The 21,563-nt window shown below is 61.3% G+C and carries 20 protein-coding genes and 1 pseudogene; 12 read left to right on the forward strand and 9 right to left on the reverse strand.

Annotated features, from left to right (window positions below):
* Nucleotides 1–114: 114 nt before the first annotated feature.
* A complete protein-coding gene (locus ACS4RS_RS10645) occupies nt 115–1,008 on the reverse strand; it encodes a LysR substrate-binding domain-containing protein (protein ID WP_439010986.1) in 894 nt (297 codons plus the stop codon).
* Nucleotides 1,009–1,537: 529 nt separating this feature from the next.
* Here ACS4RS_RS10645 and odc2 point away from each other — a divergent pair.
* The 3 genes and pseudogenes from odc2 to ACS4RS_RS10660 form a co-directional block, all read left to right on the forward strand.
* The gene (odc2, locus tag ACS4RS_RS10650) at nt 1,538–2,671 is read left to right on the forward strand and encodes an ornithine/lysine decarboxylase (RefSeq protein WP_449313964.1); all 1,134 of its coding nucleotides are present in this window, start codon (nt 1,538–1,540) and stop codon (nt 2,669–2,671) included.
* A gap of 94 nt (nt 2,672–2,765) precedes the next feature.
* Nucleotides 2,766–3,356 carry a GNAT family N-acetyltransferase gene (locus tag ACS4RS_RS10655; RefSeq protein ID WP_439010984.1) on the forward strand — a complete coding sequence of 197 codons (591 nt, stop codon included), beginning with the start codon at nt 2,766–2,768 and terminating at the stop codon, nt 3,354–3,356.
* Between the two features lie 185 nt (nt 3,357–3,541).
* Nucleotides 3,542–4,017 (forward strand): annotated as a pseudogene (locus ACS4RS_RS10660) (serine hydrolase); the annotation flags it as partial.
* Between the two features lie 175 nt (nt 4,018–4,192).
* Here ACS4RS_RS10660 and cysE read toward each other — a convergent pair.
* From cysE to ACS4RS_RS10685, 5 genes are all read right to left on the reverse strand, one after another.
* The gene (gene cysE, locus ACS4RS_RS10665) at nt 4,193–5,011 is read right to left on the reverse strand and encodes a serine O-acetyltransferase (RefSeq protein WP_439010983.1); all 819 of its coding nucleotides are present in this window, start codon (nt 5,009–5,011) and stop codon (nt 4,193–4,195) included.
* A gap of 106 nt (nt 5,012–5,117) precedes the next feature.
* Nucleotides 5,118–5,564, reverse strand: coding sequence for a GNAT family N-acetyltransferase (locus ACS4RS_RS10670; RefSeq protein WP_439011853.1), 447 nt, complete (start codon nt 5,562–5,564; stop codon nt 5,118–5,120).
* A gap of 64 nt (nt 5,565–5,628) precedes the next feature.
* Nucleotides 5,629–6,618: a WD40 repeat domain-containing protein gene (locus ACS4RS_RS10675; RefSeq protein ID WP_439010982.1), complete on the reverse strand. Its 990-nt coding sequence runs from the start codon at nt 6,616–6,618 to the stop codon at nt 5,629–5,631.
* Nucleotides 6,618–7,700, reverse strand: a complete 1,083-nt coding sequence (locus tag ACS4RS_RS10680) for a GTP-binding protein (protein ID WP_439010981.1) — start codon at nt 7,698–7,700, stop codon at nt 6,618–6,620. The genes ACS4RS_RS10675 and ACS4RS_RS10680 overlap by 1 nt, the downstream gene beginning before the upstream one ends.
* Nucleotides 7,701–7,846: 146 nt before the next feature.
* Nucleotides 7,847–8,635, reverse strand: coding sequence for a creatininase family protein (locus tag ACS4RS_RS10685; protein WP_439010980.1), 789 nt, complete (start codon nt 8,633–8,635; stop codon nt 7,847–7,849).
* 85 nt (nt 8,636–8,720) lie between these two features.
* Between ACS4RS_RS10685 and ACS4RS_RS10690 the strand changes: the two genes are divergently transcribed.
* The 3 genes from ACS4RS_RS10690 (at nt 8,721) to ACS4RS_RS10700 (ending at nt 11,361) form a co-directional block, all read left to right on the forward strand.
* Complete coding sequence (locus tag ACS4RS_RS10690) at nt 8,721–9,233, forward strand: MarR family transcriptional regulator (protein WP_439010979.1); 513 nt, start codon at nt 8,721–8,723, stop codon at nt 9,231–9,233.
* Nucleotides 9,234–9,353: 120 nt separating this feature from the next.
* Entirely contained in the window at nt 9,354–10,376 is a 1,023-nt protein-coding gene (locus ACS4RS_RS10695) for a LacI family DNA-binding transcriptional regulator (RefSeq protein ID WP_003590238.1), read from the forward strand.
* A gap of 28 nt (nt 10,377–10,404) precedes the next feature.
* On the forward strand, nt 10,405–11,361 hold the full coding sequence (locus tag ACS4RS_RS10700) for a 2-hydroxyacid dehydrogenase (protein WP_439010978.1): 957 nt from the start codon (nt 10,405–10,407) through the stop codon (nt 11,359–11,361).
* A 35-nt stretch (nt 11,362–11,396) separates the two neighbouring features.
* Here the strand turns inward: ACS4RS_RS10700 and ACS4RS_RS10705 are convergent, their stop codons facing one another.
* A complete protein-coding gene (locus ACS4RS_RS10705; RefSeq protein ID WP_439010977.1) occupies nt 11,397–12,176 on the reverse strand; it encodes a gamma-glutamyl-gamma-aminobutyrate hydrolase family protein in 780 nt (259 codons plus the stop codon).
* Between the two features lie 292 nt (nt 12,177–12,468).
* Between ACS4RS_RS10705 and ACS4RS_RS10710 the strand changes: the two genes are divergently transcribed.
* Nucleotides 12,469–13,575 (forward strand): TRAP transporter substrate-binding protein DctP, encoded by a 1,107-nt coding sequence (locus ACS4RS_RS10710; protein ID WP_439010976.1) that lies wholly within the window; start codon nt 12,469–12,471, stop codon nt 13,573–13,575.
* 88 nt (nt 13,576–13,663) lie between these two features.
* Here the strand turns inward: ACS4RS_RS10710 and ACS4RS_RS10715 are convergent, their stop codons facing one another.
* Both ACS4RS_RS10715 and ACS4RS_RS10720 read right to left on the reverse strand, forming a co-directional pair.
* Entirely contained in the window at nt 13,664–15,151 is a 1,488-nt protein-coding gene (locus ACS4RS_RS10715; RefSeq protein WP_439010975.1) for a TRAP transporter large permease subunit, read from the reverse strand.
* 21 nt (nt 15,152–15,172) lie between these two features.
* Nucleotides 15,173–15,712, reverse strand: coding sequence for a TRAP transporter small permease subunit (locus tag ACS4RS_RS10720; RefSeq protein WP_439010974.1), 540 nt, complete (start codon nt 15,710–15,712; stop codon nt 15,173–15,175).
* Between the two features lie 327 nt (nt 15,713–16,039).
* Here ACS4RS_RS10720 and ACS4RS_RS10725 point away from each other — a divergent pair, with 327 nt between their 5' ends.
* The 5 genes from ACS4RS_RS10725 to ACS4RS_RS10745 all read left to right on the forward strand — a co-directional run bounded on the left by ACS4RS_RS10725 (nt 16,040) and on the right by ACS4RS_RS10745 (nt 21,557).
* Complete coding sequence (locus ACS4RS_RS10725) at nt 16,040–18,343, forward strand: EAL domain-containing protein (protein ID WP_439010973.1); 2,304 nt, start codon at nt 16,040–16,042, stop codon at nt 18,341–18,343.
* Nucleotides 18,344–18,486: 143 nt separating this feature from the next.
* Nucleotides 18,487–19,239, forward strand: a complete 753-nt coding sequence (locus ACS4RS_RS10730; protein WP_007631761.1) for an N-acyl amino acid synthase FeeM domain-containing protein — start codon at nt 18,487–18,489, stop codon at nt 19,237–19,239.
* A 343-nt stretch (nt 19,240–19,582) separates the two neighbouring features.
* A complete protein-coding gene (locus ACS4RS_RS10735) occupies nt 19,583–19,807 on the forward strand; it encodes an aa3-type cytochrome c oxidase subunit IV (RefSeq protein WP_439010972.1) in 225 nt (74 codons plus the stop codon).
* A 203-nt stretch (nt 19,808–20,010) separates the two neighbouring features.
* A complete protein-coding gene (locus ACS4RS_RS10740; RefSeq protein ID WP_439010971.1) occupies nt 20,011–21,159 on the forward strand; it encodes a Re/Si-specific NAD(P)(+) transhydrogenase subunit alpha in 1,149 nt (382 codons plus the stop codon).
* The gene (locus ACS4RS_RS10745) at nt 21,159–21,557 is read left to right on the forward strand and encodes a proton-translocating transhydrogenase family protein (protein ID WP_007631757.1); all 399 of its coding nucleotides are present in this window, start codon (nt 21,159–21,161) and stop codon (nt 21,555–21,557) included. The genes ACS4RS_RS10740 and ACS4RS_RS10745 overlap by 1 nt, the downstream gene beginning before the upstream one ends.
* Nucleotides 21,558–21,563: the final 6 nt, after the last annotated feature.

A 21,563-nucleotide genomic window follows, 5' to 3' on the forward strand; every position in this document is an offset into this window, starting at 1 on the left:
CGGTGACCCTGACTTCTTGCCAGAAATTGGGACGGAATTGGGACCGGATTCCGCACTGGATTCAAAGAGCCGCGGGTTGGCGCGGGGCGCGATGTCGCAGCCGCAAGAGCGGCGCTACGGATGTTTCTTGAACCAGTTGTTGAGATAATCGACGAAGATCCTCACCTTGGCCGGCAGGTAGCGGCGGTGCGGATAGACGGCATAGATGCCGCGGTCGGTCGGGAGATAATCGTTGAACAGCGTCACCAACTCGCCGCTCTCGATCGGCTTGTGGGCGATGAAGTCAGGGATGAGGGCGATGCCGATGCCGGCGAGGGCCGCGCGCAAAGTCGCATGCGGACTGTTGACCTCTATCGGCCCGGAGACGGCGACGGTGAATGAGGTGTTGTCGGGATTGTGGAAGCGGATGCTCGCCTGGGTGCGCGAATTGGTATCGACGATGAAGGGAACGTTGGAAATGTCGCTCGGATGGGCAAGATCGGGATGGCGTTCGAGAAAATCGGGGGTGGCGCAGAGATGGACGCGAAAATCGGAGATTTTGCGGGCGATCATGCCGGAATCTTCGAGCTTGCTGATGCGAATCGCCACGTCGAAGCCTTCCTCGATCAGATCGACAAACCGGTCGTCGGCGGCGATCTCCAGCGAAAGATCCGGGTTCTCCCTGGAGAAATCGATCAGCGACTGGCCGACATCGGCATCGACGAAAGTGCGGGGCACGGATATGCGCAGCCGTCCCTTCAACTGCGCATTGTTTTCGCGCACGAGGTCGGCAAGGTTGTCGATCTCCTTGAGGATATCCGAGGCGCTGCGGTAATAGGTGTGGCCGGCTTCGGTCATGGAGAACTGCCGGGTGGTGCGGTTGAGCAGCAGGGCCCCGAGTTCATCTTCCAATTCGCGCACATATTTGGAGAGCAGCGCCTTGGAGCGGCCGGTGCGCCTGGCGGCGGCGGAAAAGCCTTCGGCCTCGACGACATCGATGAAGGCGCGTATGCGGGTCAAGGTATCCATGGCCATCCCTTAAACTGTTTCGGAATGTTGAACAAATCGGTTCCTCCTGTTCAATTATTTTTTTGACCCCGAGATCAAAAAAACGCTTGATTGTGAAGGCGAATATTCTTATTTCCACCTCAGCCCAAAGTCGCACGTGCCCATGGGTGTCCGCCGAACCCTCGAATTGGTGAGGAAATCGGTAAGGTACCTGGAATTAACCCCTCCAGTCGCTATTTCGGCCAACCGGAAAATGCGAGGACGCCTGAAGCAACGACGGTGCGGGCCTTTTTGTTCTCTCCCTGCTTTCCATCAGCGGGGGTTACTGAAGAGGCACACCATCATTGCCGGAAGTGCGGTTGGGATTCTCCCTCCAATCCATGGCAGACAAAGCCGAACTTACACCGCATAGCGGCGTTGGTTCACTATCCGCGCATCGAGCGCTTGCTATGGTTCCGGGGTCTCCACCGGCTGGTTCCAATGCGAGTTCTCGTATGCCCTTTGTCCTCCGGCTGATGCCGGAGCTCTGGAATTGGAAGAGGGAATCGATATGACCACCCAGCGCATCCGCGACTTTCTCGCAACCCGACGTCCCGACGGTCCCTGCCTCGTGGTTGACCTCGACGTCATCAGCGACAATTTCCACGCCTTCCGTCACGCAATGCCGGACAGCGCCATCTACTACGCCGTCAAGGCCAACCCGGCCCCGGAAGTGCTGAAGCTGCTTGCAGGCCTCGGCTCCAACTTCGATTGCGCATCCGTTGCCGAAATCGAAATGGCGCTCGAAGCCGGTGCGACCGCCGCCCGCATCTCCTTTGGCAACACGATCAAGAAGGAACGTGACGTTGCCCGCGCGCATGCGCTCGGCGTCAGCCTCTTTGCAGTCGACAGCCACGAGGAAGTCGAGAAGATCTCGCGTGCCGCTCCCGGCGCCCGCGTCTTCTGCCGCGTTCTGACGGATGGCGAAGGCGCCGAATGGCCGCTGTCGCGCAAGTTCGGCTGCGTCCCGCAGATGGCCGTCGACGTTCTCGTCTACGCCCATCAGCTCGGCCTGCAGTCCTACGGCGTCTCGTTCCATGTCGGTTCGCAGATGACCAAGGTCGATGCCTGGGATTCGGCGCTCGCCGATGCCAAGCGCGTCTTCGTCTCGCTTGCCAAGCAGGGCATCCACCTGCAGATGGTCAATATGGGCGGCGGCTTCCCGACCAAGTATCTGCGCGACGTTCCGTCCGCAGAAGCTTACGGCAAGTCGATCTACCAGGCGCTGCGCACGCATTTCGGCAACCAGATCCCGCAGACGATCATCGAGCCGGGCCGCGGCATGGTCGGCAATGCCGGCGTCATCAAGGCGGAAGTCGTGCTGATCTCGAAGAAGTCGGACAATGACGATGCTCGCTGGGTATTCCTCGACATCGGCAAGTTCGGCGGTCTCGCCGAAACGATGGACGAAGCCATCCGCTATCCGATCCGCACGGAGCACGACGGCGATGAGATGGAGCCCTGCGTCATCGCCGGCCCGACCTGCGATTCGGCCGACGTGCTCTACGAGAAGAACCTCTATCCGCTGCCGATCTCCCTTTCGATCGGTGACGAGGTCCTGATCGAAGGCACCGGCGCCTATACGACGACCTATTCGGCGGTCGCTTTCAACGGTTTCGAGCCGCTGAAGGCCTACGTCATCTGAGATCGTTTCCGCCGGCCCCGTAACCAGCCGGGGCGGCAATTTCACAATTTTCCTTCATCGCCGCTGATAACGGTATTGGGTACGGGAGGCCAAGATGGCCGCTGTTCTTGATTCTGTCCGCGCATTCTTTGCGCCTACCACTTTCGCCATCGACGCCGAAAATCCGTCGGACGTCGTTGCCCGTGAAAACCTGCTCGACCGGGTCATGGGGCCTGACCGCCGCAAGAAGTCGTCGGAGAAGATCCGCCGCAACCGTGTTCCGGCCGAGGGGCTGGCGCTCGTCGCGCGTGATCGCGACGGCCATGTCATCGGTTCGGTACGGCTCTGGAACATCGAGGCCGGCGTCAATGACGAGGGCACGCCGATCAATGCGCTGCTGCTTGGCCCGCTCGCCGTTGCGCCGCATCACGGCGGCAAGGGCATCGGCTCGGCGCTGATGCGCGCGGCGATCCTCGAAGCCAAGAAGCGTGGGCATGGTGCCGTCCTGCTCGTGGGTGACGCCGCCTATTACGAGCGTTTCGGCTTTTTTGCCGAGAAGGCTCGCCATCTTGTCATGCCCGGCCCGTTCGAACGCTCGCGCTTCCTGGCGCTCGAGCTCACGGAAGGCTGGCTTGACGGCGCGGCCGGCATGATCGTCCCCTCGGGACGCATGCTGGCCGGCGCGCCGCTTCGCCGCGCAGCCTAGCAATCGGCCGGCCGGGGTTGAACGTCCTTACCTCGGCCGGCAATATCCGCGCCGCTTGACCATGGAGGCAGGCGGGCCTGTCGTGGTTGCGGCGCGGATTGTTTTTCGGGTACCGCGTGGGATCACCGGGATGCCCCACGCACTTAGCAGCACAATCGCGTGAAATGTACCGCCGGCCCGCGAACACGAAGGTCAGCCGGCGCTCGACGCTGGCGCTGGCGCATGAATGGCTCGGCCCGGTCGACGGTTTCCGTATCGGTGCATGGGAGCGCGATCCGCAGGGCATCTATCTCGGCGGCAATCAGATGGCGATGAGCGCCCGGTCCTTCTTGCCTTCGGCGAACTCTACAGCAATGGAGGGCGCACCCGGAAAGGAGAGCAGGTGGTGCCTGCAGACTGGATCTCCCAGTCCTGGCAGCACCGCACCAACTCGCGTTTTTCGGGGGACGAATACGGTTATGGTTGGTTCACCCGGCAGATCGGCGGTGAGCAGGTGCATTTCGCCTGGGGTTATGGCGGTCAGATGCTCTACATCGTCCCGTCGCTGGATCTGACTGTAGTCATGACCTCGGAGGAAAGCGGTCCCTCGGCGCGTAACGGCTACAGGGATTCGCTGCACGATCTGCTGGCCGATATTGTCGGCGCAGTGCGGGCCGCTTGACCGAGAAAACCAAGATACAATCGGTTCCGGCGGTCCTTTCGACGGCGACTGCGTCCAGCCTTCGGAAAAATCATCAGACGGCATAGACTCGAAACGGGCCTGAAGCGCATTGCATCGGACTTGGTTCGCGCAAAGCGGTCTAATTTTGGTATGTCGCTACTTGCGGGCGGCATCATCAGATATTCTGGTCCATCGTCTCGGCAGGGATTTCGTCAGCGCGGTGGACGCGCACCAGCGTTGCCGGCACGCCGGCGACCGTGCAATGTTCGGGAACCGGCTTCAGCACGACGCTGCCGGCGGCAATCTTGCTGAAGGCGCCGATTTCGATATTGCCGAGGATCTTGGCGCCGGCGCCGATCATCACGCCATGGCGGATTTTCGGATGGCGGTCGCCGGTTTCCTTGCCGGTGCCGCCAAGCGTGACATTCTGCAGGATCGAGACTTCATCCTCGATCACCGCCGTTTCGGCGATGACGATGCCCGAGCCGTGGTCGAGCATGATGGAAGCGCCGATCCGTGCGGCCGGATGGATATCCGGGCCGAAGACCAGCGAGGTGAGATTGGCGAGCCAGGTAGCGATTTCCGGCCGGCCGGCATTCCAGAGCGCGTGGGCGATGCGGTGCGTCTGCAGCGCATGAAACCCCTTGAGGTTCAGCAGCGCGTGAAGAAATGTCGTGCAGGCCGGGTCGCGCTGGCGCACGGCGACGAGATCGGCCTCGATCGCCCGCATGATATCGTCGTTGAGTGTGGAGAGGATCAGATCGAACAGGTCGCCCGTTTCCACCTGCGTCGCAGCAAGCCGCGCGGCGAGCACGCGGGCGATGATCTCCCTGTTGCCGGAGGTGGTCGTTATCTGAGTGGCGAGCAGGTGCTGCAGGATCGGTTCGCGCGCGGCAAGCTCGAGTGCCTCGCCGCGGATTACCGCCCAGACGAATGCATTGTCCAGGGACTGCGGCTGTTGCGCGGCCAGACCAAGGCCGGTGGATTTCGGCATTCCCGTTTCCTCTGTCGGCGACTGCGCAGTCATGCCTGCGCGGGCTTCATGTTTCGCCCGGGCAAGGATTTTGGCAAGCCCGACATCTCCGGCTTGACTGCCTGTTTTAGCCGTCAGACGGTCGCATGCCGGGCATCAGCTCCGGAAGCCGGCGCCAATGATAGCGTATAGCCGGCTCTCTTTCCTCGTTGTCGGCGCCGTCGGTCTCTTCCTCGGCGGAAAAACCGTGCCGCTCATAGAAGGCGCGGGCGCCGATATTGCGCTGGAACGTCCAGAGCCTGATTTCATCCATCTCCTCCTTGGCGCAGCCAAGAAGCAGGGAGCCGACGCCCATGCCCTGGAAATCGGGGAGAACATAAAGCTGTTCTATCCAGTCGTCGCCATAGGCGATGACGCCGACCAGCCGGTTTCCCATGGCGGCGCCAAGGATCGTGCAGTTCGGCAGCAGATGCATGCGCCAGTACTGCTCTTCTTCACCGGGCGTATGCAGTTTCGGTAGCCACGGCAACCGCTGCCAAAGCGCCTCACGCCTGATTGCTGCGGCCACCTGCATGTGGTCGGCGCCGAGCGCCACGGTTTCCGCTTCCGTCACGATGTTTTCCTGGCCGGCAAATGGCTCAAGCCGAAATATCGATGACACCGCAGTCGCCGGCTTCGGAGGCGAAGGCGAGCAGCTTGCCGTTTTTGCTCCAGCTTATCGCCGTGATCGCACCTTTGCCGGGGCGGCGCAGTAGCGCCTCCTTGCTGTCGGCGATGCGCACGGCGAGGATCATGCCGTCGATGAAGCCGATGGCGAGGATATCTTCGAGCGGATGGAATTTCACGGCGGTCGCCATGATGTTGGCGCGGGTGCCGAGCTCAAGCGGCGCCTTGCCCATCGGCCCGTCCTTGCCCTGGAAGGGCCAGACGATGGCCGCAGGCGCGCCGGACGAGGCGAGCCATTTGCCCTTGATCGACCAGGAGAGCGATTTCACCTTGGCGGGGTAGCCGGTCATGCGCATATGGCGGGCTTCAGCGCCGGGCTTGCTGTCGAGTTTCCAGCCGTGCAGCGCGTTTTCCTGCATTGAGGTGACGAGGAAATTGCCATCGGGCGAGAAGGTGACGCCGGTATGCGCACCCTTCCATTCGAGATCGATGGGCTTGGCGTTCATGCCGATCCAATGCAGCGACACGCCGTTATAGCGCGCGGCTGCGATGCGCAGGCCCTTCGGCGCGAAGGCAAGGCCTTCGACGGTGCGTTCCTCGGCAAATTCCTTGGTCGTGCCGTCGGCAAGGCGCACGAGCGAACTCTTGCCGTAGGAATAGGCAATGGCGCCTTGCGGGCCGGCCGCAACCTGCGAGATCCACTTGCGCGGCTCCCTGGCGAGCTCGCTGACGCTGCCGTCGGCTGCAATGCGCAGAACCTTGCCGTCCTCGCCGCCGGAGATCAGGCTTTCGCTATAGGGATCGCGGATGGCGGTGAGCATGCCCTGATGGGCTTCGCAAACCCTGTCGCCGCCGTCCAGCCGGTGAAACGTGCCGCTGGCGTTTGCGAAGAAGGGGACATCACCTAAAAATTCGACGGCCAGAACGTGGCCGTCGAGATCAAGGGGTGCAACTGTCGGCATCAGGCGGCTGCCTCGCAGGCCTTGAAGGAGGCTTCGAGCTTTTCGCGGTCGAGATCACGGCCGATGAAGACGAGACGGCTCTCGTGCTTTTCGCCTTCCTTCCACGGCCGCTGATGATCGCCCTCGATGATCATGTGCACGCCCTGGACGACATAACGCTCAGGATCGTCCTTGAAAGCGATGATGCCCTTGAGGCGCAGAATGTTCGGTCCCTGCGTCTGGGTGACCTTCTGGATCCAGGGGAAGAAGCGCTCCGGGTTCATCTGAGCGCCGCGCAGCGATACCGACTGAACCGTCACATCATGGATCGCCGACATGGCGCCATGGTGATGATGCTCGTGCCCGTGGTGATCATGGTCGTGATCATGATGGTGGTGGTCGTGATCGCAATCCGGGCCGCAGACATGGTCGTCATGGCCGTGCTCCAGGAAATGCGGATCGTTTTCCAGCGCGCGCTCCAGGTTGAAGGCGCCCTGATCGAGCACGCGAGCGAGGTCGACGCCGGAGCGGCTGGTCTTGTAGACGCGCGCGGCCGGGTTGATGGCGCGGACGATGTCTTCGATCACATCAAGCTCATCCGGGGTCACCAAGTCGCTCTTGTTGATGACGACGACGTCGGCGAAGGCAATCTGGTCTTCGGCCTCGCGGCTGTCCTTCAGGCGTAGCGGCAGGTGCTTGGCGTCGACCAGCGCGATGACGGCGTCGAGTTCGGTCTTGGCACGGACATCATCGTCCATGAAGAAGGTCTGAGCGACCGGCACCGGATCGGCAAGACCCGTCGTTTCGACGATGATGCCGTCGAAGCGGCCGGGACGGCGCATCAGGCCTTCGACGACGCGGATCAGGTCGCCGCGCACCGTGCAACAGACGCAGCCATTGTTCATCTCGTAGATTTCTTCATCCGACTCGACGATCAGGTCGTTGTCGATGCCGATTTCGCCGAACTCATTGACGATGACCGCGTATTTCTTGCCGTGGTTTTCGGAAAGGATGCGGTTGAGCAAGGTGGTCTTGCCGGCGCCGAGATAACCGGTGAGCACGGTGACGGGAATGGGCTTCTGCGTGGAGATCGCGTCGGTCATAAGAACCTCTAGGATTAGGCGTGCGGCCGAGCCGTTTGGATCGGCTGCTCGAACGGTTGGTCTCATATAATGGCATGGGGGCGGCAGTTCAAAGGGTTTTATAATGTTATAAGATCACATCAACTGCACCGCTCAGATGCCTATGTTCACCGGAACTGCGTGATGTCGAAGGCGTCGACGTCCTCGAGCAGTTCGATGAGCCCCTTCACTGCATGGGCAATTAGTGCTTCGCCCTTTTCCGCTGTCGCAGCCGCGGCGTTTCCTGTCGCGCCTTGCGGGTTGAGATCCGACATCTTCCAGCCGAAGGCGTGCGGCCCGTAGGCGCGCAGATGCTTGAAACGGCTGGCAAATTCGCTCTGTCGAGAGGGGAAGTCCGCCGCCTTCGCCATATCGACTTTAGCAGGATGAAGCGCCAGCATCACCGAGGTCTCGATATCGCCGCCATGGATGCCGATCGCCTTTTCCTCCGGAGAGATCACGCCGTCCGGCAGACCGAAGCGGGTCCAGCTTGTCGCCACCGCCAGCATGGCAAAGCGGATCCGCGCCTCGGTGGCGACGATCACCATCAGGGGCGAATTGCCGCCATGGGCGTTCAGCATCACCAGTTTGCGGATACCTTGCTTCGCCAAGCCTTCGGCGATGTCGAGCCAGCGGTTGACGGCTTCATCGAAGGCGAGCGTCTTCGTTCCTTCAACATCCATGTGCTCTATGGAATAGCCGACGGATTCGGCGGGCAGGAAGGTGAACGGGAGGCCGGCGGGCAGGGCCGCCTTCAATCGGCGGGCGATACCTTCGGCAATCAGGGTGTCGGTTTCGAAGGGCAGGTGCGGGCCGTGCTGTTCATGAGCGCCGAGCGGCAGCACGGCGATCGGGCGGCGCCCGCTGTGGGCACGGGCCGGGTCGCTGTCGTCGATGCGGGGCGAAGGCGTCATCATCCGGTCGTTGCCTCTTGTTTATGACGAGATCCTGGGCAATGTCATATCGCAGCGGCGCCACCGCTTAAAGATCAAAGGGATGGCTATGGGAAAGAAGAATAAGGACGGCAAGAAGAACAAGTCCAAGAAGAAGGATCAGACCGAGTATACGCTCGTCGACCTCTCGCCGGCGCTGACCCAGGCGGCTCGTTCCATGCGCACGGTGCTCTCGCGTAACCTGCTCGAAAGCGGCCTCTATGCCGGCCAGGACGGCGTTATCCTCTCGCTTGCCGAGAGCGACGGCATGACGGCCGGCGGGCTTGCCCAGAAACTCGGCGTCAAGGCGCCGACGATGACGCGCACGATCGGCCGCATGGAGGCGCAGGGTTTTCTCGAGCGCAAGCCCGATGCCGAGGATGCGCGCCTGACCAAGGTCTATCTCACCGAGCTCGGGCGCGGCAGCGTGCAAGCGATAGAAATGGCGGCCTCGGCCTGCGACAGGCTGGCAACGCAGGCATTCTCCGAAAAGGAAATCCGCAATCTCGTCCGGCTGCTGAAGGCGATCGACAGCAATCTGCAGGCCGAAGCCCTTCACATGGAAGAACCGGACGAAGACTGAAATTTCCCTGAAAGACGAATTGCCTCCGCCGGTTAAATCTTTTAATTAAACATTTTAAGGGGACCGCGCCGGTTAGCCGGCGTGGTCTTGCTGTCTTGCGTGCTGCCTGGAGGAGGACACGTGGTCCAGAAGATCAAGCTTTCGACAATTGCCGAAACACTCGGCATTTCAACGGCGACGGTATCGCTTGCCTTACGCGACAGCCCGCTCGTCGCCGGCAATACCCGGGAAAAGATCAAGGAACAGGCGCGCGCGCTCGGCTATATCTACAATCGCCGCGCCGCCAGCCTTCGCACCTCGCGCTCGGGCATCATCGGCGTCGTCGTACACGACATCATGAACCCGTTCTACGGCGAAATCCTGAAGGCGATCGAAAGCGAGCTCGATCGCAGCCGCCACACCTTTATCCTTTCCAACCACTACGACAATGTCGAAAAGCAGCGCACCTTCATCGAGACGCTTCTGCAGCTCGGCGGCGACGGCGTCATCATGTCGCCGGCGATCGGCACGCCGCCTGAGGACGTGCAACTGGCGGAAGAGAACGGCATGCCGGCGATCCTGGTCGCCCGTTCGATGGAAGGCCAGGACCTGCCGACCTATCGCGGCGACGACAGCTACGGCATCTCGCTTGCCACCAACCATCTGATCGGCCTCGGCCACCGCTCGATCGCGATGATCGGCGGCACGGACCAGACATCCACCGGCCGTGACCGCTATCAGGGTTATGTCAATGCGCTGCGCAAGGCCGGCATCGAGGTCGATCCGAACCTGCGCATTCCCGGCCCGCGCTCGAAGCAGGGCGGCTTCGAGGCGGCGGTGCACTTCCTATCGCTGCCGCAGAAACCGACGGCAGCTGTCTGTTGGAACGATCTGGTGGCGATCGGGTTGATGAACGGCATTGCGCGTGCCGGTCTGGTGCCGGGACGCGACATTTCCGTCACCGGTTATGACGATCTCGAGGAGGCGTCGATTGCCACGCCGGCGCTGACGACCGTCTGGAACGGCCAGACCGAGGTCGGGCGCCTGGCGGCCCGGGCGCTGCTCGATCGTCTCGCCGGCAGTCACGAGCCTGACGGCATGCATCTCATCAAACCGGAAATGCGCATTCGCCAGTCCACCAGTCCCCATCGTCCCCGCGCCTGAAGCAGAACCGCATCCAAAAGGAAAAGCCATGTCCCGCATCGCCATTCTCGTTCCTGGGAAGATACACGAGCGCGTTCTCGAAAGGCTGAAGGATCGTTTTGACATCATCGCCGTCGCGCGCGAGGAAAGGCTTGCGCTCGACGCCGAGACAGCCGGCCGCATCCGCGGCGTCGCCGTCTCCGGCGCTTTTCCCGGCGCCTGGATGGACCAACTGCCGCAGGCCGAGCTGGTCGCCAGTTTCGGCGTCGGTTATGATGGCATCGATGTGAAGCGCGCCGCTGAAACGGGCATCGTCGTCACCAATACGCCTGAGGTTCTGAACGACGAAGTCGCCGATACGGCGATCGGCCTGCTGCTGAATACGATCCGCGAATTGCCGCGGGCCGAGGCTTGGCTGCGCGCCGGCAACTGGAGGCCGGGCGCGGCCTATCCGTTGTCGCGCTTCTCGCTCAAGGGCCGCCATGTCGGGCTTTACGGCCTTGGGCGCATCGGGCTCGAAATCGCCAAGCGCCTGGAGCCGTTCAAGGTGAAGATCAGCTATCACACGCGCTCGCGCCATGCCGATGCACCCTATGATTATCACCTGACGCTGAAGGGGCTGGCGGAAGCGGTGGATACGCTGATCGCCATCGTTCCGAAGACGCCGCAGACGCATAAGACGATCGATGCCGATATTCTGGCAGCACTCGGCCCGAATGGCATTCTGGTCAATGTCGGCCGCGGCTGGACGGTGGACGAGGAGGCGCTGGGTGCAGCACTGGCCTCCGGTGGGCTCGGCGCGGCCGGTCTCGACGTCTTTTATGACGAGCCGACCGTGCCGGCCGGTCTGCTGGAACCGGCCAATGCGGTGCTCCTGCCGCACGTCGCCTCCGCCTCGGTGCCGACCCGCAACGGCATGGCTGATCTCGTCGCCGACAATCTCATCGCCTGGTTCGAGAAAGGGGCCGCGCTGACGCCGGTGCCGGAGACGCCGCAGAAGCTTTAAACCGGCATGATTTTATTTTCGCCGGCGTCGAACCGTCAGGCGATCACCTGGGCAGGGGTAAGTGGCAGCTTGCCGGCGGCGTAGGCGCGGACGGCGTCGCCGAAGGCTTCAAATAGCTGGTTCGAAGCCTTGTCGGTTTCGGCCCAATATTCCGGATGCCATTGTACGCCGACGGCGAAGGCTTTGGCGTCGATGACGGAGACGGCCTCCACCGTGCCGTCTTCGGCGATCGCTTCCACCTGCAGGCGTGGGGCGGTCCTCGCGAGTGCCTGCCGATGCAGGGAATTCACGCGAATTTCGCCCGCGCCGAGAATATTTGCGATACAGGTGCCTTCCTTAACGTGGACGCTTTGGCGAATGGCGTACATGCCGTCGCGGTCGACGCCGTCTGGCCGGCGGTGGTCCCAAATGCCCGGCTGCTCCTGGATCTCGCTTGCCAGCGAGCCGCCGAGCGCGACGTTCAACTCCTGGATGCCGCGGCAGATGGCGAGCAACGGGATGGCACGGTCGATGGCGCGGCGGATCAGCGGCAGGCTGGTCGCGTCGCGGGCGGGGTCGAAGGGGCCGTCCCGGTCGTTTACCACGGCACCGTAGAGCGAAGGATGCACGTTGCTGGCCGAGCCGGAAACCAGGAGGCCATCGACGCGGTCGAGGATCGCGTCGGTATCGTAGCCTGCCTCGAAAGCCGGGATGATGAAGGCCATCACACCGGCCGCATTCAAGGCGGCACTCACATATTGATGCTGCACGGCATGCCAGGTCGCGCCGTCAAAGCTGCGGATATCGGCAGGAATGGCAACGATCGGTTTCGTCATATCAACCCCGGTAAAATTTTCTCTGCACAGCATTTCTGGCGCCAGAACGGCCCTTAAGTCAACGCTTGGCTGTGTCAGATGGCCGAAATGCGGCCAAAGCAGCCCCGTGGCTCCGGCTTCGCTGCTAAGCCGCTGATTTTGATAGGTGCATTCGCATTAACTTGTTGCCGTCTTGATGCCAAAGGCTAATAGACTAAAGCTTGAATCGCGGCCCCCGCCATGCTTAGGTTTGCGCCGGCTGCGGGTGGGGTGAAGATTGGCCGCGCAGTGCCATCCATACGGGAGGTTTTTGATGGATCGTCGTTCGTTTTTCAAGAAGGCGGGAACCGCCAGCGCCGGCGCGGTCGCCGCAACGGCATTGGCAGCGCCTGCGATCGCGCAGGAGAATCCGAAGATCGCGTGGCGCATGACGTCGTCGTTTCCGAAGAGCTTGGATACGATCTATGGCGGCGCCGAGGATATAGCCAAGCATGTCGCCGCTGCGACCGACGGCAATTTCATGATTCAGCCCTTCGCGGCCGGTGAAATCGTGCCTGGCCTGCAGGCCGTCGATGCGGTGGCCGCCGGCACGGTCGAGGCAGCCCATACAACCTCCTACTATTTCGTCGGCAAGGACCCGACCTATGCCTTCGGAACGGCCATTCCGTTCGGCCTGAACAGCCGTCTGACCAATGCCTGGTTTTACGAGGGCAACGGCAATAAGCTGATGAATGAATTTTATGCCACACAGGGCATGTATGCACTGCCTGCCGGCAATACCGGGGCGCAGATGGGCGGCTGGTTTCGCAAGGAAATCAATACGCTTGACGACCTTAAGGGCGTCAAGATGCGCATCGCCGGTCTTGCCGGCCGCGTCATGGAGAAGGTCGGCGTCATCCCGCAGCAGATCGCCGGCGGCGACATTTACCCGGCGCTGGAAAAGGGTACGATCGATGCGGCGGAATTCGTCGGCCCCTATGACGATCTGAAGCTCGGCTTCCACAAGGTGGCGAAGTACTACTATTATCCGGGCTGGTGGGAAGGCGGCCCGACGGTGCATGGTTTCTTCAACCTTGAAAAATGGAGCAACCTGCCGAAGCATTATCAGGCAGCACTGACCGACGCCTGCGCCTTCGCCAACACCAACATGCTGGCGAAGTACGACATGAAGAACCCGACGGCGCTGAAGCAGTTGGTTGCGGAAGGGGCGACGCTTCGCCCGTTCAGCCAGGAGATCATGGAAGCCTGCTTCCAGGCGGCGACCGGCATCTACAGCGAAATCTCGGGCACCAACCAGTATTTCAAGAAGATCTACGACGACCAGACCGCCTTCAAGCGTGACGCCTATCTCTGGATGCAGCTTTCGGAATACACTTTCGATACGTTCATGATGATCCAGCAGCGGGCCGGTAAGCTCTGAGGCCTTCCATCGGCGCATGACACGAACGCATACCAAACCCCGGGTCGCTTGGTCCGGGGTTTGGTTTTGGCTCTGTTATTTGGCGGGGTTATTTGGCGGGTGGCGGCGGCGCTCCCGGCAAGCCGAGTGGGGGCAGGGTCAGGCCGGGGATCTGCGGCGCGCCGTTGCCGCCGCCGAGCGGGGGAAGGCCGAGCTGACCGCCGAAGCCCGGGACTTCGATCTTGATCGAGTTCGGGTCGACCTTCGGGCCATGATCCAGCCAATAGGTCACCGATTGCGGCCAGAAGATCACGATCGCCACCAGGATCAGCTGCATGCCGACCCAAGGCAGTGCGCCCATGTAGATATCCGAGGTCTTGACGTCCTTGCTGGCGATCGAGCGCAGGTAGAACAGCGCGAAACCGAAGGGTGGATGCATGAAGCTCGTCTGCATGTTGACGCAGATCAGGACGCCGAACCAGATCAGGTCGATGCCGAGATGCGAGGCGACGGGGGCGAGCATCGGGATGACGATGAAAGCGATCTCGAAGAAGTCGAGGAAGAAGGCGAGCACGAAGATGAAGATATTGACGAAGATCAGAAAGCCGACCGGGCCGCCGGGAATGCCCGACAGCATGTGCTCGATCCAGCGCGAGCCGTCCATGCCCTGGAAGACCAGGCTGAAACAGGTGGAGCCGATCAGGATCATTACCACCATGGATGTGATGTGGGTGGTCGATGTCATCGCCTGGCGAATCAGCGGCCAGGTGAGGCGGCGATTCATGGCGGCAAGCGCCATAGCGCCGACGCCGCCCAGCGCACCGGCTTCCGTCGGCGTTGCAAGACCCATGAAGATCGTGCCGAGCACCAGGAAGATCAGCACGATCGAGGGCACCATGCCCATCAGGACTTTGGCGAGCAGCGCCCAGTTGAAGTCGCCGCGCACCTCTTTCGGCAGCGGCGGCATAGATTTCGGCCGGAAGATCGACATCACTAGGATGAAGAGCACGAAGATCGACACCTGCAGGATAGAGGGGCCGATCGCGCCGAGATACATGTCGCCGACCGACTTGCCGAGTTGGTCGGCGAGAACGACGAGCACGAGCGAGGGCGGGATCACCTGGGTAATGGTGCCCGAGGCGGCGATGACGCCGGTGGCCAGGCGCGGGCTGTAGCCGTAGCGCAGCATGATCGGCAGCGAGATCACGCCCATGGTGATGACGGAGGCGGCCACCGTGCCGGTGATCGCGCCGAGGACCGCGCCGACGAGGATGACAGCATAGGCAAGGCCCCCGGGTATGCCGCCGAAGAGTTTGCCGGTGCCTTCGAGCAGGTCTTCGGCAAGGCCGCAGCGCTCCAGCACCGCGCCCATGAAGGTGAAGAAGGGGATGGCAAGTAGAAGGTCGTTGGAAAGGATGCCGAAGAAGCGCAGCGGCAGCGCCTGCAGGAAGACTTCGCCGAAATGGCCGGTGATGATGCCGATGATGCCGAAAAACAGGCCGACGGCGGCCAGCGAAAAGGCGACCGGAAAGCCGTAGAGCATGAAGATGACCATGCCTAGGAACATCGCCGGCGGGATGATGCCGAAATCAAACAAATCCGTTTCTCCCCGGGAGCGCTACTGCAGCGGCTTTTCGTATGTCGTGTCGATGTTAATGTAGCCGGTCAGCGCGGCGATCCGCTTAATCAGCTCGGAAAAGCCCTGAAGGGAGAGCAATGCGAAACCGGCAACCAGGACCAGCTTGACGGGCCAGCGGATCAGCCCGCCGGCGTTGCCCGATATTTCGCCCTGCTGGTAGGACAGGGTGAAAAAGGGCCAGCAGATCCAGGTGAGGAAAACGCAAACCGGGATGAGAAAGACGATGAGGCCGACGATGTCGATCCAGATCTTCGCTTTGTCGGAAACCGAACCATAGATCAGGTCGACGCGGATATGCTCGTTGTTTCGCAACGCATGCGAGGCTCCGAGCATGACGACGAAGGCGAAGAGATACCATTGGATCTCGAGCCAGCCGTTCGAACTGTAGTTGAAGGCGTAGCGGACGATGGCGTTTCCGGCGCTGATCAGACAGCAGAACAGCACCATATATTCGGAAAGTTTGCCCATCATCCGACTGACCGAATCGATCAGTCGGCTTGCCGCCAGAAGTCCCGACATTCGTTTCCCTTGTTCTTGTCCTGCCGTTTTTCCGGCAGCTTTCCCTCTTGCAATCGATGTAGACCACGGCCTTCGAAATTGGAAGGATAAATGCCTCGCCTTGGAGTATAGTCTTAGACGCGCTGGCCGAGCAGTGTGACCATATAATAATTAAACAACCCTGGCGTGGATAAAAAATTTCAATAATCTCGCCAAGAGGCTGCATTGACGCGTGTAAGCTGCAGGGTTCATCCTCTGGTTTTAGAAAATTTGACCAAATGTTTGATTCCATTGAAATCAATTTTTAAAGGGTTGGGCTTAGAATTCCCGCGCACAGGGAAAGTGTGGATGAAGCCAGATAACCCGAACAGGGTCCCTTTAGATGTGTATCTGTCGTTTGTGAGTTCCCTGTCCGGGAACCGCATGACGCTTCTCGCCGGCGTGATCGTGCATGTCGCGACGTGCCTGGCCGTTGCCGCCAAGACCCAATCATTCGTCTACATACTGTTGGCGGCGGCCTTCCTCCTGGTCTTCTGCATCCGAATGTTGATCTTCCGGCGGTTCGATCAGGTCGACAAGGAGAGCTTGTCGCACGCCGGAATCGAGCGTTGGGAGCGGATCCTAGTTGCCGGTGCGGCCTGCACTACCGCTCTGCTTGGCCTCGCCAGCGGCTATGCCATCTTTGTCGTGCACGATTCCTTTGCCGAACTTGCCTGCATTGCCGTCACCATGGCGACCATGGTTTCCGTCGTCGGGCGCAACTACGGCTCGCGCCTGGCGGTCGACCTCCAGACCTTCTCCTGCTGTCTGCCGATGATCGTCTGCAGCCTGATGGCGCTGGACTTCTATCGTGGCCTGCTGTCGATCTTCCTTATTCCCTTCTGGCTGACGACGCGGGCCATGGCGAATGGCGTGCGCGAGTTCCTTTATGAGAATGTCATCGCGCGCCGGGAAATCACCATCATCGCCGACCGCTTCGATACGGCCCTGAACAACATGCCGCATGGCCTAGTCATGGTCGATGCCGAAAACCGGATCCAGGTCGTCAATCGCAAGGCCTGCGAGCTTCTGAAGATCGGCGCGCCGGAGCGGCTGAAGGACCGCGATCTCGGCGCGGTGCTGCGCTACGGCGCGCGCTACAGCTTCATGGACGCCTCGCAGCCGGAACTCATCCTGCGCCAGCTCACCCAGGTCGCCGAAGGCAACCTGTCGCGCACGCTCGTTCATTTTCCAGAGGGCCTGTCGCTGGAATTCTCCGCCAGCCGAAGGGCCGATGGCGGCGCCGTGCTGATCTTCGAGGATGTGTCGAGCCGTGTGAAGGCGGAGCAGAAGATCATGCATATGGTCCGCTTCGATGCGCTGACGGGCCTGCCGAACCGCGAATATTTCGGGCAGCTGGTGCAGGAATATCTCGCCAAACATCAGAGGAAGTCCGGGCCGCTCGGCTTCATGGTTCTCGATATCGACGAATTCAAACATGTCAACGACATGCGCGGCCATGTCACCGGCGATCATCTGCTCTGCGCTATCGCCGCCCGCATCAAGCAGGCCTCCGGCAACGCCATTCTCGGCCGGCTGATGGGTGACCAGTTCATCCTGTTTTTCCCGCATGCGAAGGAGCCGGCCTCGCTCGACATCGAGATCCGCCGCGTGCACGCCGCGATCCAGGGTCATTATCAAGTCGATGAGCTGACCTTCCTCGTTTCGCTCAGCGCCGGCTTCGCCATCCTCGAAAGCACCGCCTTCGCGATGGACGAGTGGAGCGTCAAGGCGGATCTTGCCCTGTTCGAAAGCAAATCGCGCTTCAAGGGCGGCATATCAGGCTTCGAGCGGGAGATGGATGGCCGCTATATCGAGCAGCAGAAGCTGAAGGCCGATCTGCGTGAGGCGGTTTCGGCGCAGGCGCTGCATTTGGTCTTCCAGCCGATGTTCCGGGCAGACGGTTCTCGGATAGAATGCGCCGAGGCGCTGGCGCGCTGGGTGCATCCGGAGAAGGGCTCGATCCCGCCCGATGTCTTCATCCGGCTTGCCGAGGATATGGGAATCATCTCCGACATAACCCGCTTCGTCCTGTTCAAGGCCTGCAGCGAATGCATGAACTGGCCGGACCATATCGCCGTCTCGGTCAACCTCTCGGCGCGGGACTTGAGGGATGCTGACATCCTTCAGGTTGTCGCCGACGCGCTTGCCCATTCCGGCCTCGAAGCGGCGCGGCTGCATCTCGAAGTCACAGAAAGCTGCCTGATCGACGAGCCGGCGGCCGTGCGCGCCATCCTGGCGGAGCTCAGGGCCCGCGGCATCACCATCGCCATCGACGATTTCGGGACCGGCTTCTCCAGTCTCAGCTATCTCGACACGCTGCCGTTGGACATCGTCAAGATCGATCGCTCCTTCGTCCGCAATATCGTCGAGGATACCCGACGCCTCAAGCTGTTACGCGGCACCGTCCATCTCGCCCGCGAACTGGGACTGAAGATCGTCATAGAGGGTGTCGAGACCGAAGAGCAGCTCGCCCTGCTCAACAAACACCGCAGCACCGATCTGGTGCAAGGCTATGTTTTCTCTCAGCCGGTGCCTTCCCAGAATATCCCGCTTTTGCAGCAGGGCATTGGCCGACGCCCCGTTCAGCGCCGCCGCAACAAGGTCGCCTGAGCGCTCCGCTACGGCCGCTTTTCCACTGACAATCCCCCGCGCCGTTAACCTTAATACTTTATAAACGGCACGAATTATCGGATTTCCTTGCCTAAATCTCGCCGGCATATGATTAATGATCCGTTAACGAGCGGATCGAGAAAATGTCAGAGACACTGTTCAAGCGTAGCGATTTCAGCGCGAAAATTTTGGAAGTTTTGGATCATGTCGAGTATCGCCGCGTCGAAAGCAGCGAAGACATGGAGCAGGTGGAACGCCTGCGCTACAAGGCCTATAAGGCGCACGACGTGCTCGCGCTCGCCCCGAAAGGATTGCTGGACGATAGCGATTTCGACAGCCACGCCTATATCTTCGGCCTGTATTATTATGGGGAATTGGTCAGCACCATCCGGGTTCATTATGTGACACCGGAGCATCGCCTCAGCCAATCCGGCGGCGCCTTTCCAGAGGCGATGGATGAGCTTCTGGATGCGGGGCTGACGCTGATCGATCCAGCGCGTTTCGCCGCCGACCCCGAGCTCACCGCCGATCTGCCCTGGGTTCCCTACCTGACGTTGCGGCCGACCATCGTGGCGGCGGCGTATTTCCGTGCAGACCGCGTTCTCCAGTTCGTCCGGCCGCCGCATGCAGCCTTCTATAAGCGGGTCTTCTACGCCGATACGGTCGTGCCCGGTCGGCTGGCGAAGAATTACGGGATCGACATGACACTGATGGCGACGAATGTGATCGAGGTCGGGCGCAAGCTGCTGACGCGTTATCCCTTCTTCATCTCGAGCGCCAGCGAGCAGCGCATGATGTTTTCACGCAATCCCAACGACACATTGCCGCCGCTGACCATCATTCCGACGGCGCGCTTCGTGCCGCAAGGCGAACTCGGCACTGACTTGCCACTCTGATTTCTGTTCTCTCACGGAGAGAGCGTCTGAGTAGGAACAATGAGGGGCGACGACACTATCGGCAGTCGTCGCCCCTCATGCTTTTTTCGCCTGGGAATAGGTGGTTTCGAAGCCTAAAGGCGCGTCGCATCAAATCTGATTCATGCGACGCGCTTTAGCCCTTTGTTTTGATGCATGTCGTTGTCCCGGAACCGCTGCACACTTCCGGGCGACATGCATGAGCTGCGGCATTCTCATGGATTGCGCTTTCGCCTGTCATTGTGTAATTCCTGCAAGCAGGGATTTCCCTCGCCAGCCGAGGGAATCAGGCAGCGCAGAGGCATTTCAGGGAGACGATATTTTTATGGCTGAACATCATACCGGACCGGTCGAGACCGGCGCGCCGATGGATTACAAAGAACATGAAAAGACCTACGACATGTTCATCACCGCCACCAAATACGGCTCGATGCTTCTCATCGTCCTCCTGCTTGCGATGACCGCCGGTTTCTTCGGCGGCGCTGGCCTTCTCGGCGGCCTCCTCGTCTTCATCATTCTACTCGCTGTCGGCGTCTTCCTGTTGCGCTGAGCGCGGCAAAGGGGAGAGCTTCGCCGAAGCTTTGTGACTGAAGCGCGTCGCGATCTTTCAGATTGGCTCTTGGCGCTTCAGGTCTTCATTTTCTCGCATATCGTTACCGCAGGACCGCCGGACAGTTTTGCGCGACATGAATTAGGTGCTTGGCCTGCGCAGGGAAGCCTGCGGCGGTCTGGCTGACCCGGAGGAGGGGGCAGTTGGGCAATATCGTTTTCGTTGCAAGGGAAATTGCGGGCGAGGAGACGCGTGTCGCGGCCTCCGTCGAGACCGTGAAAAAAATGAAAAGTTTCGGCTTCGACGTCGTCGTCGAAGCCGGTGCCGGTGCGGCGTCACGCGTTCCGGACGGAGAGTTCGAGGCAGCCGGCGCCAGGATCGGCAGTTCTGCCGATGCAGCCTCCGCCGACGTGGTGCTGAAGGTGCGCCGCCCGACCGAGAAGGAAATTTCAGGCTATAAAAGCGGCGCCGTGGTCATCGCCATCATGGATCCCTATGGCAATGACGAAGCGATCGCGGCTCTTGCCAGCGCCGGCCTGTCGGCTTTCGCGATGGAACTGATGCCGCGCATTACCCGCGCCCAGTCCATGGATGTGCTTTCGTCCCAGGCCAATCTTGCCGGCTATCAGGCCGTCATCGAGGCGGCGGCGGTTTATGATCGCGCCATGCCGATGATGATGACGGCTGCCGGCACCGTGCCGGCCGCCAAGGTCTTCGTCATGGGCGCCGGCGTCGCCGGTCTTCAGGCGATCGCCACGGCGCGGCGCCTCGGTGCGGCGGTTTCGGCCACCGATGTGCGTCCGGCCGCCAAGGAGCAGGTCGCCTCGCTCGGCGCCAAGTTCATCGCCGTCGAGGACGAGGAGTTCAAGGCGGCGGAAACGACCGGCGGCTATGCCAAGGAAATGTCCGCCGACTATCAGGCGAAACAGGCCGCGCTGGTGGCCGAACATATCGCCAAGCAGGATATCGTCATCACTACCGCTCTCATTCCCGGTCGCCCGGCGCCAAGGCTCGTCTCGCGCACAATGCTCGCCTCCATGAAGCCGGGTGCGGTCGCCGTCGACCTCGCGGTCGAGCGCGGCGGCAATATCGAGGGCGCCGTTGCCGGCGAGGTCGCCGATGTCGAAGGCGTCCAGGTGATCGGCTTCGCCAACATGCCGGGCCGGGTCGCTGCCAGCGCCTCGGCGCTCTACGCTAAGAACCTCGTCACCTTCCTCGAGACGATGGTCAACAAGGAGAGCCGGAGCGTCGTCGTCAACCTCGACGACGAGCTCGTCAAGGCGACGATGCTGACCTATGCCGGCGACGTGGTGCATCCCGCCTTCGGCGGCGCGAAGAAGGGAGATCTCTGATGGCCAGTGAAGCAATGGACAGAGCGCTGGAGCAGCTCGACCAGGCGGTTACCGCCGTCGTCACGGCTGCGGCCCATGCACCGGAAGCGGCCAGTGCTGCAACCGGCGGGGCGATTGATCCCTTCGTCTTCCAGCTGGCGATCTTCGTCTTGTCGATCTTCGTCGGCTATTACGTCGTATGGTCGGTAACGCCGGCGCTGCATACGCCGCTGATGGCTGTCACCAATGCGATCTCCTCCGTCATCGTCGTCGGCGCGCTTCTGGCAGTCGGCATCTCGACAAGCGGGCTTGCGACCGGCTTCGGCTTCGTCGCCCTCGTGCTCGTCTCGGTGAACATCTTCGGCGGCTTCCTCGTGACGCAGCGGATGCTCTCGATGTACCGCAAGAAGGACCGGTGAGGAACC

The organism is Rhizobium sp. F40D2, assembly GCF_051810745.2.
Taxonomy (GTDB): Bacteria; Pseudomonadota; Alphaproteobacteria; order Rhizobiales; family Rhizobiaceae; genus Rhizobium.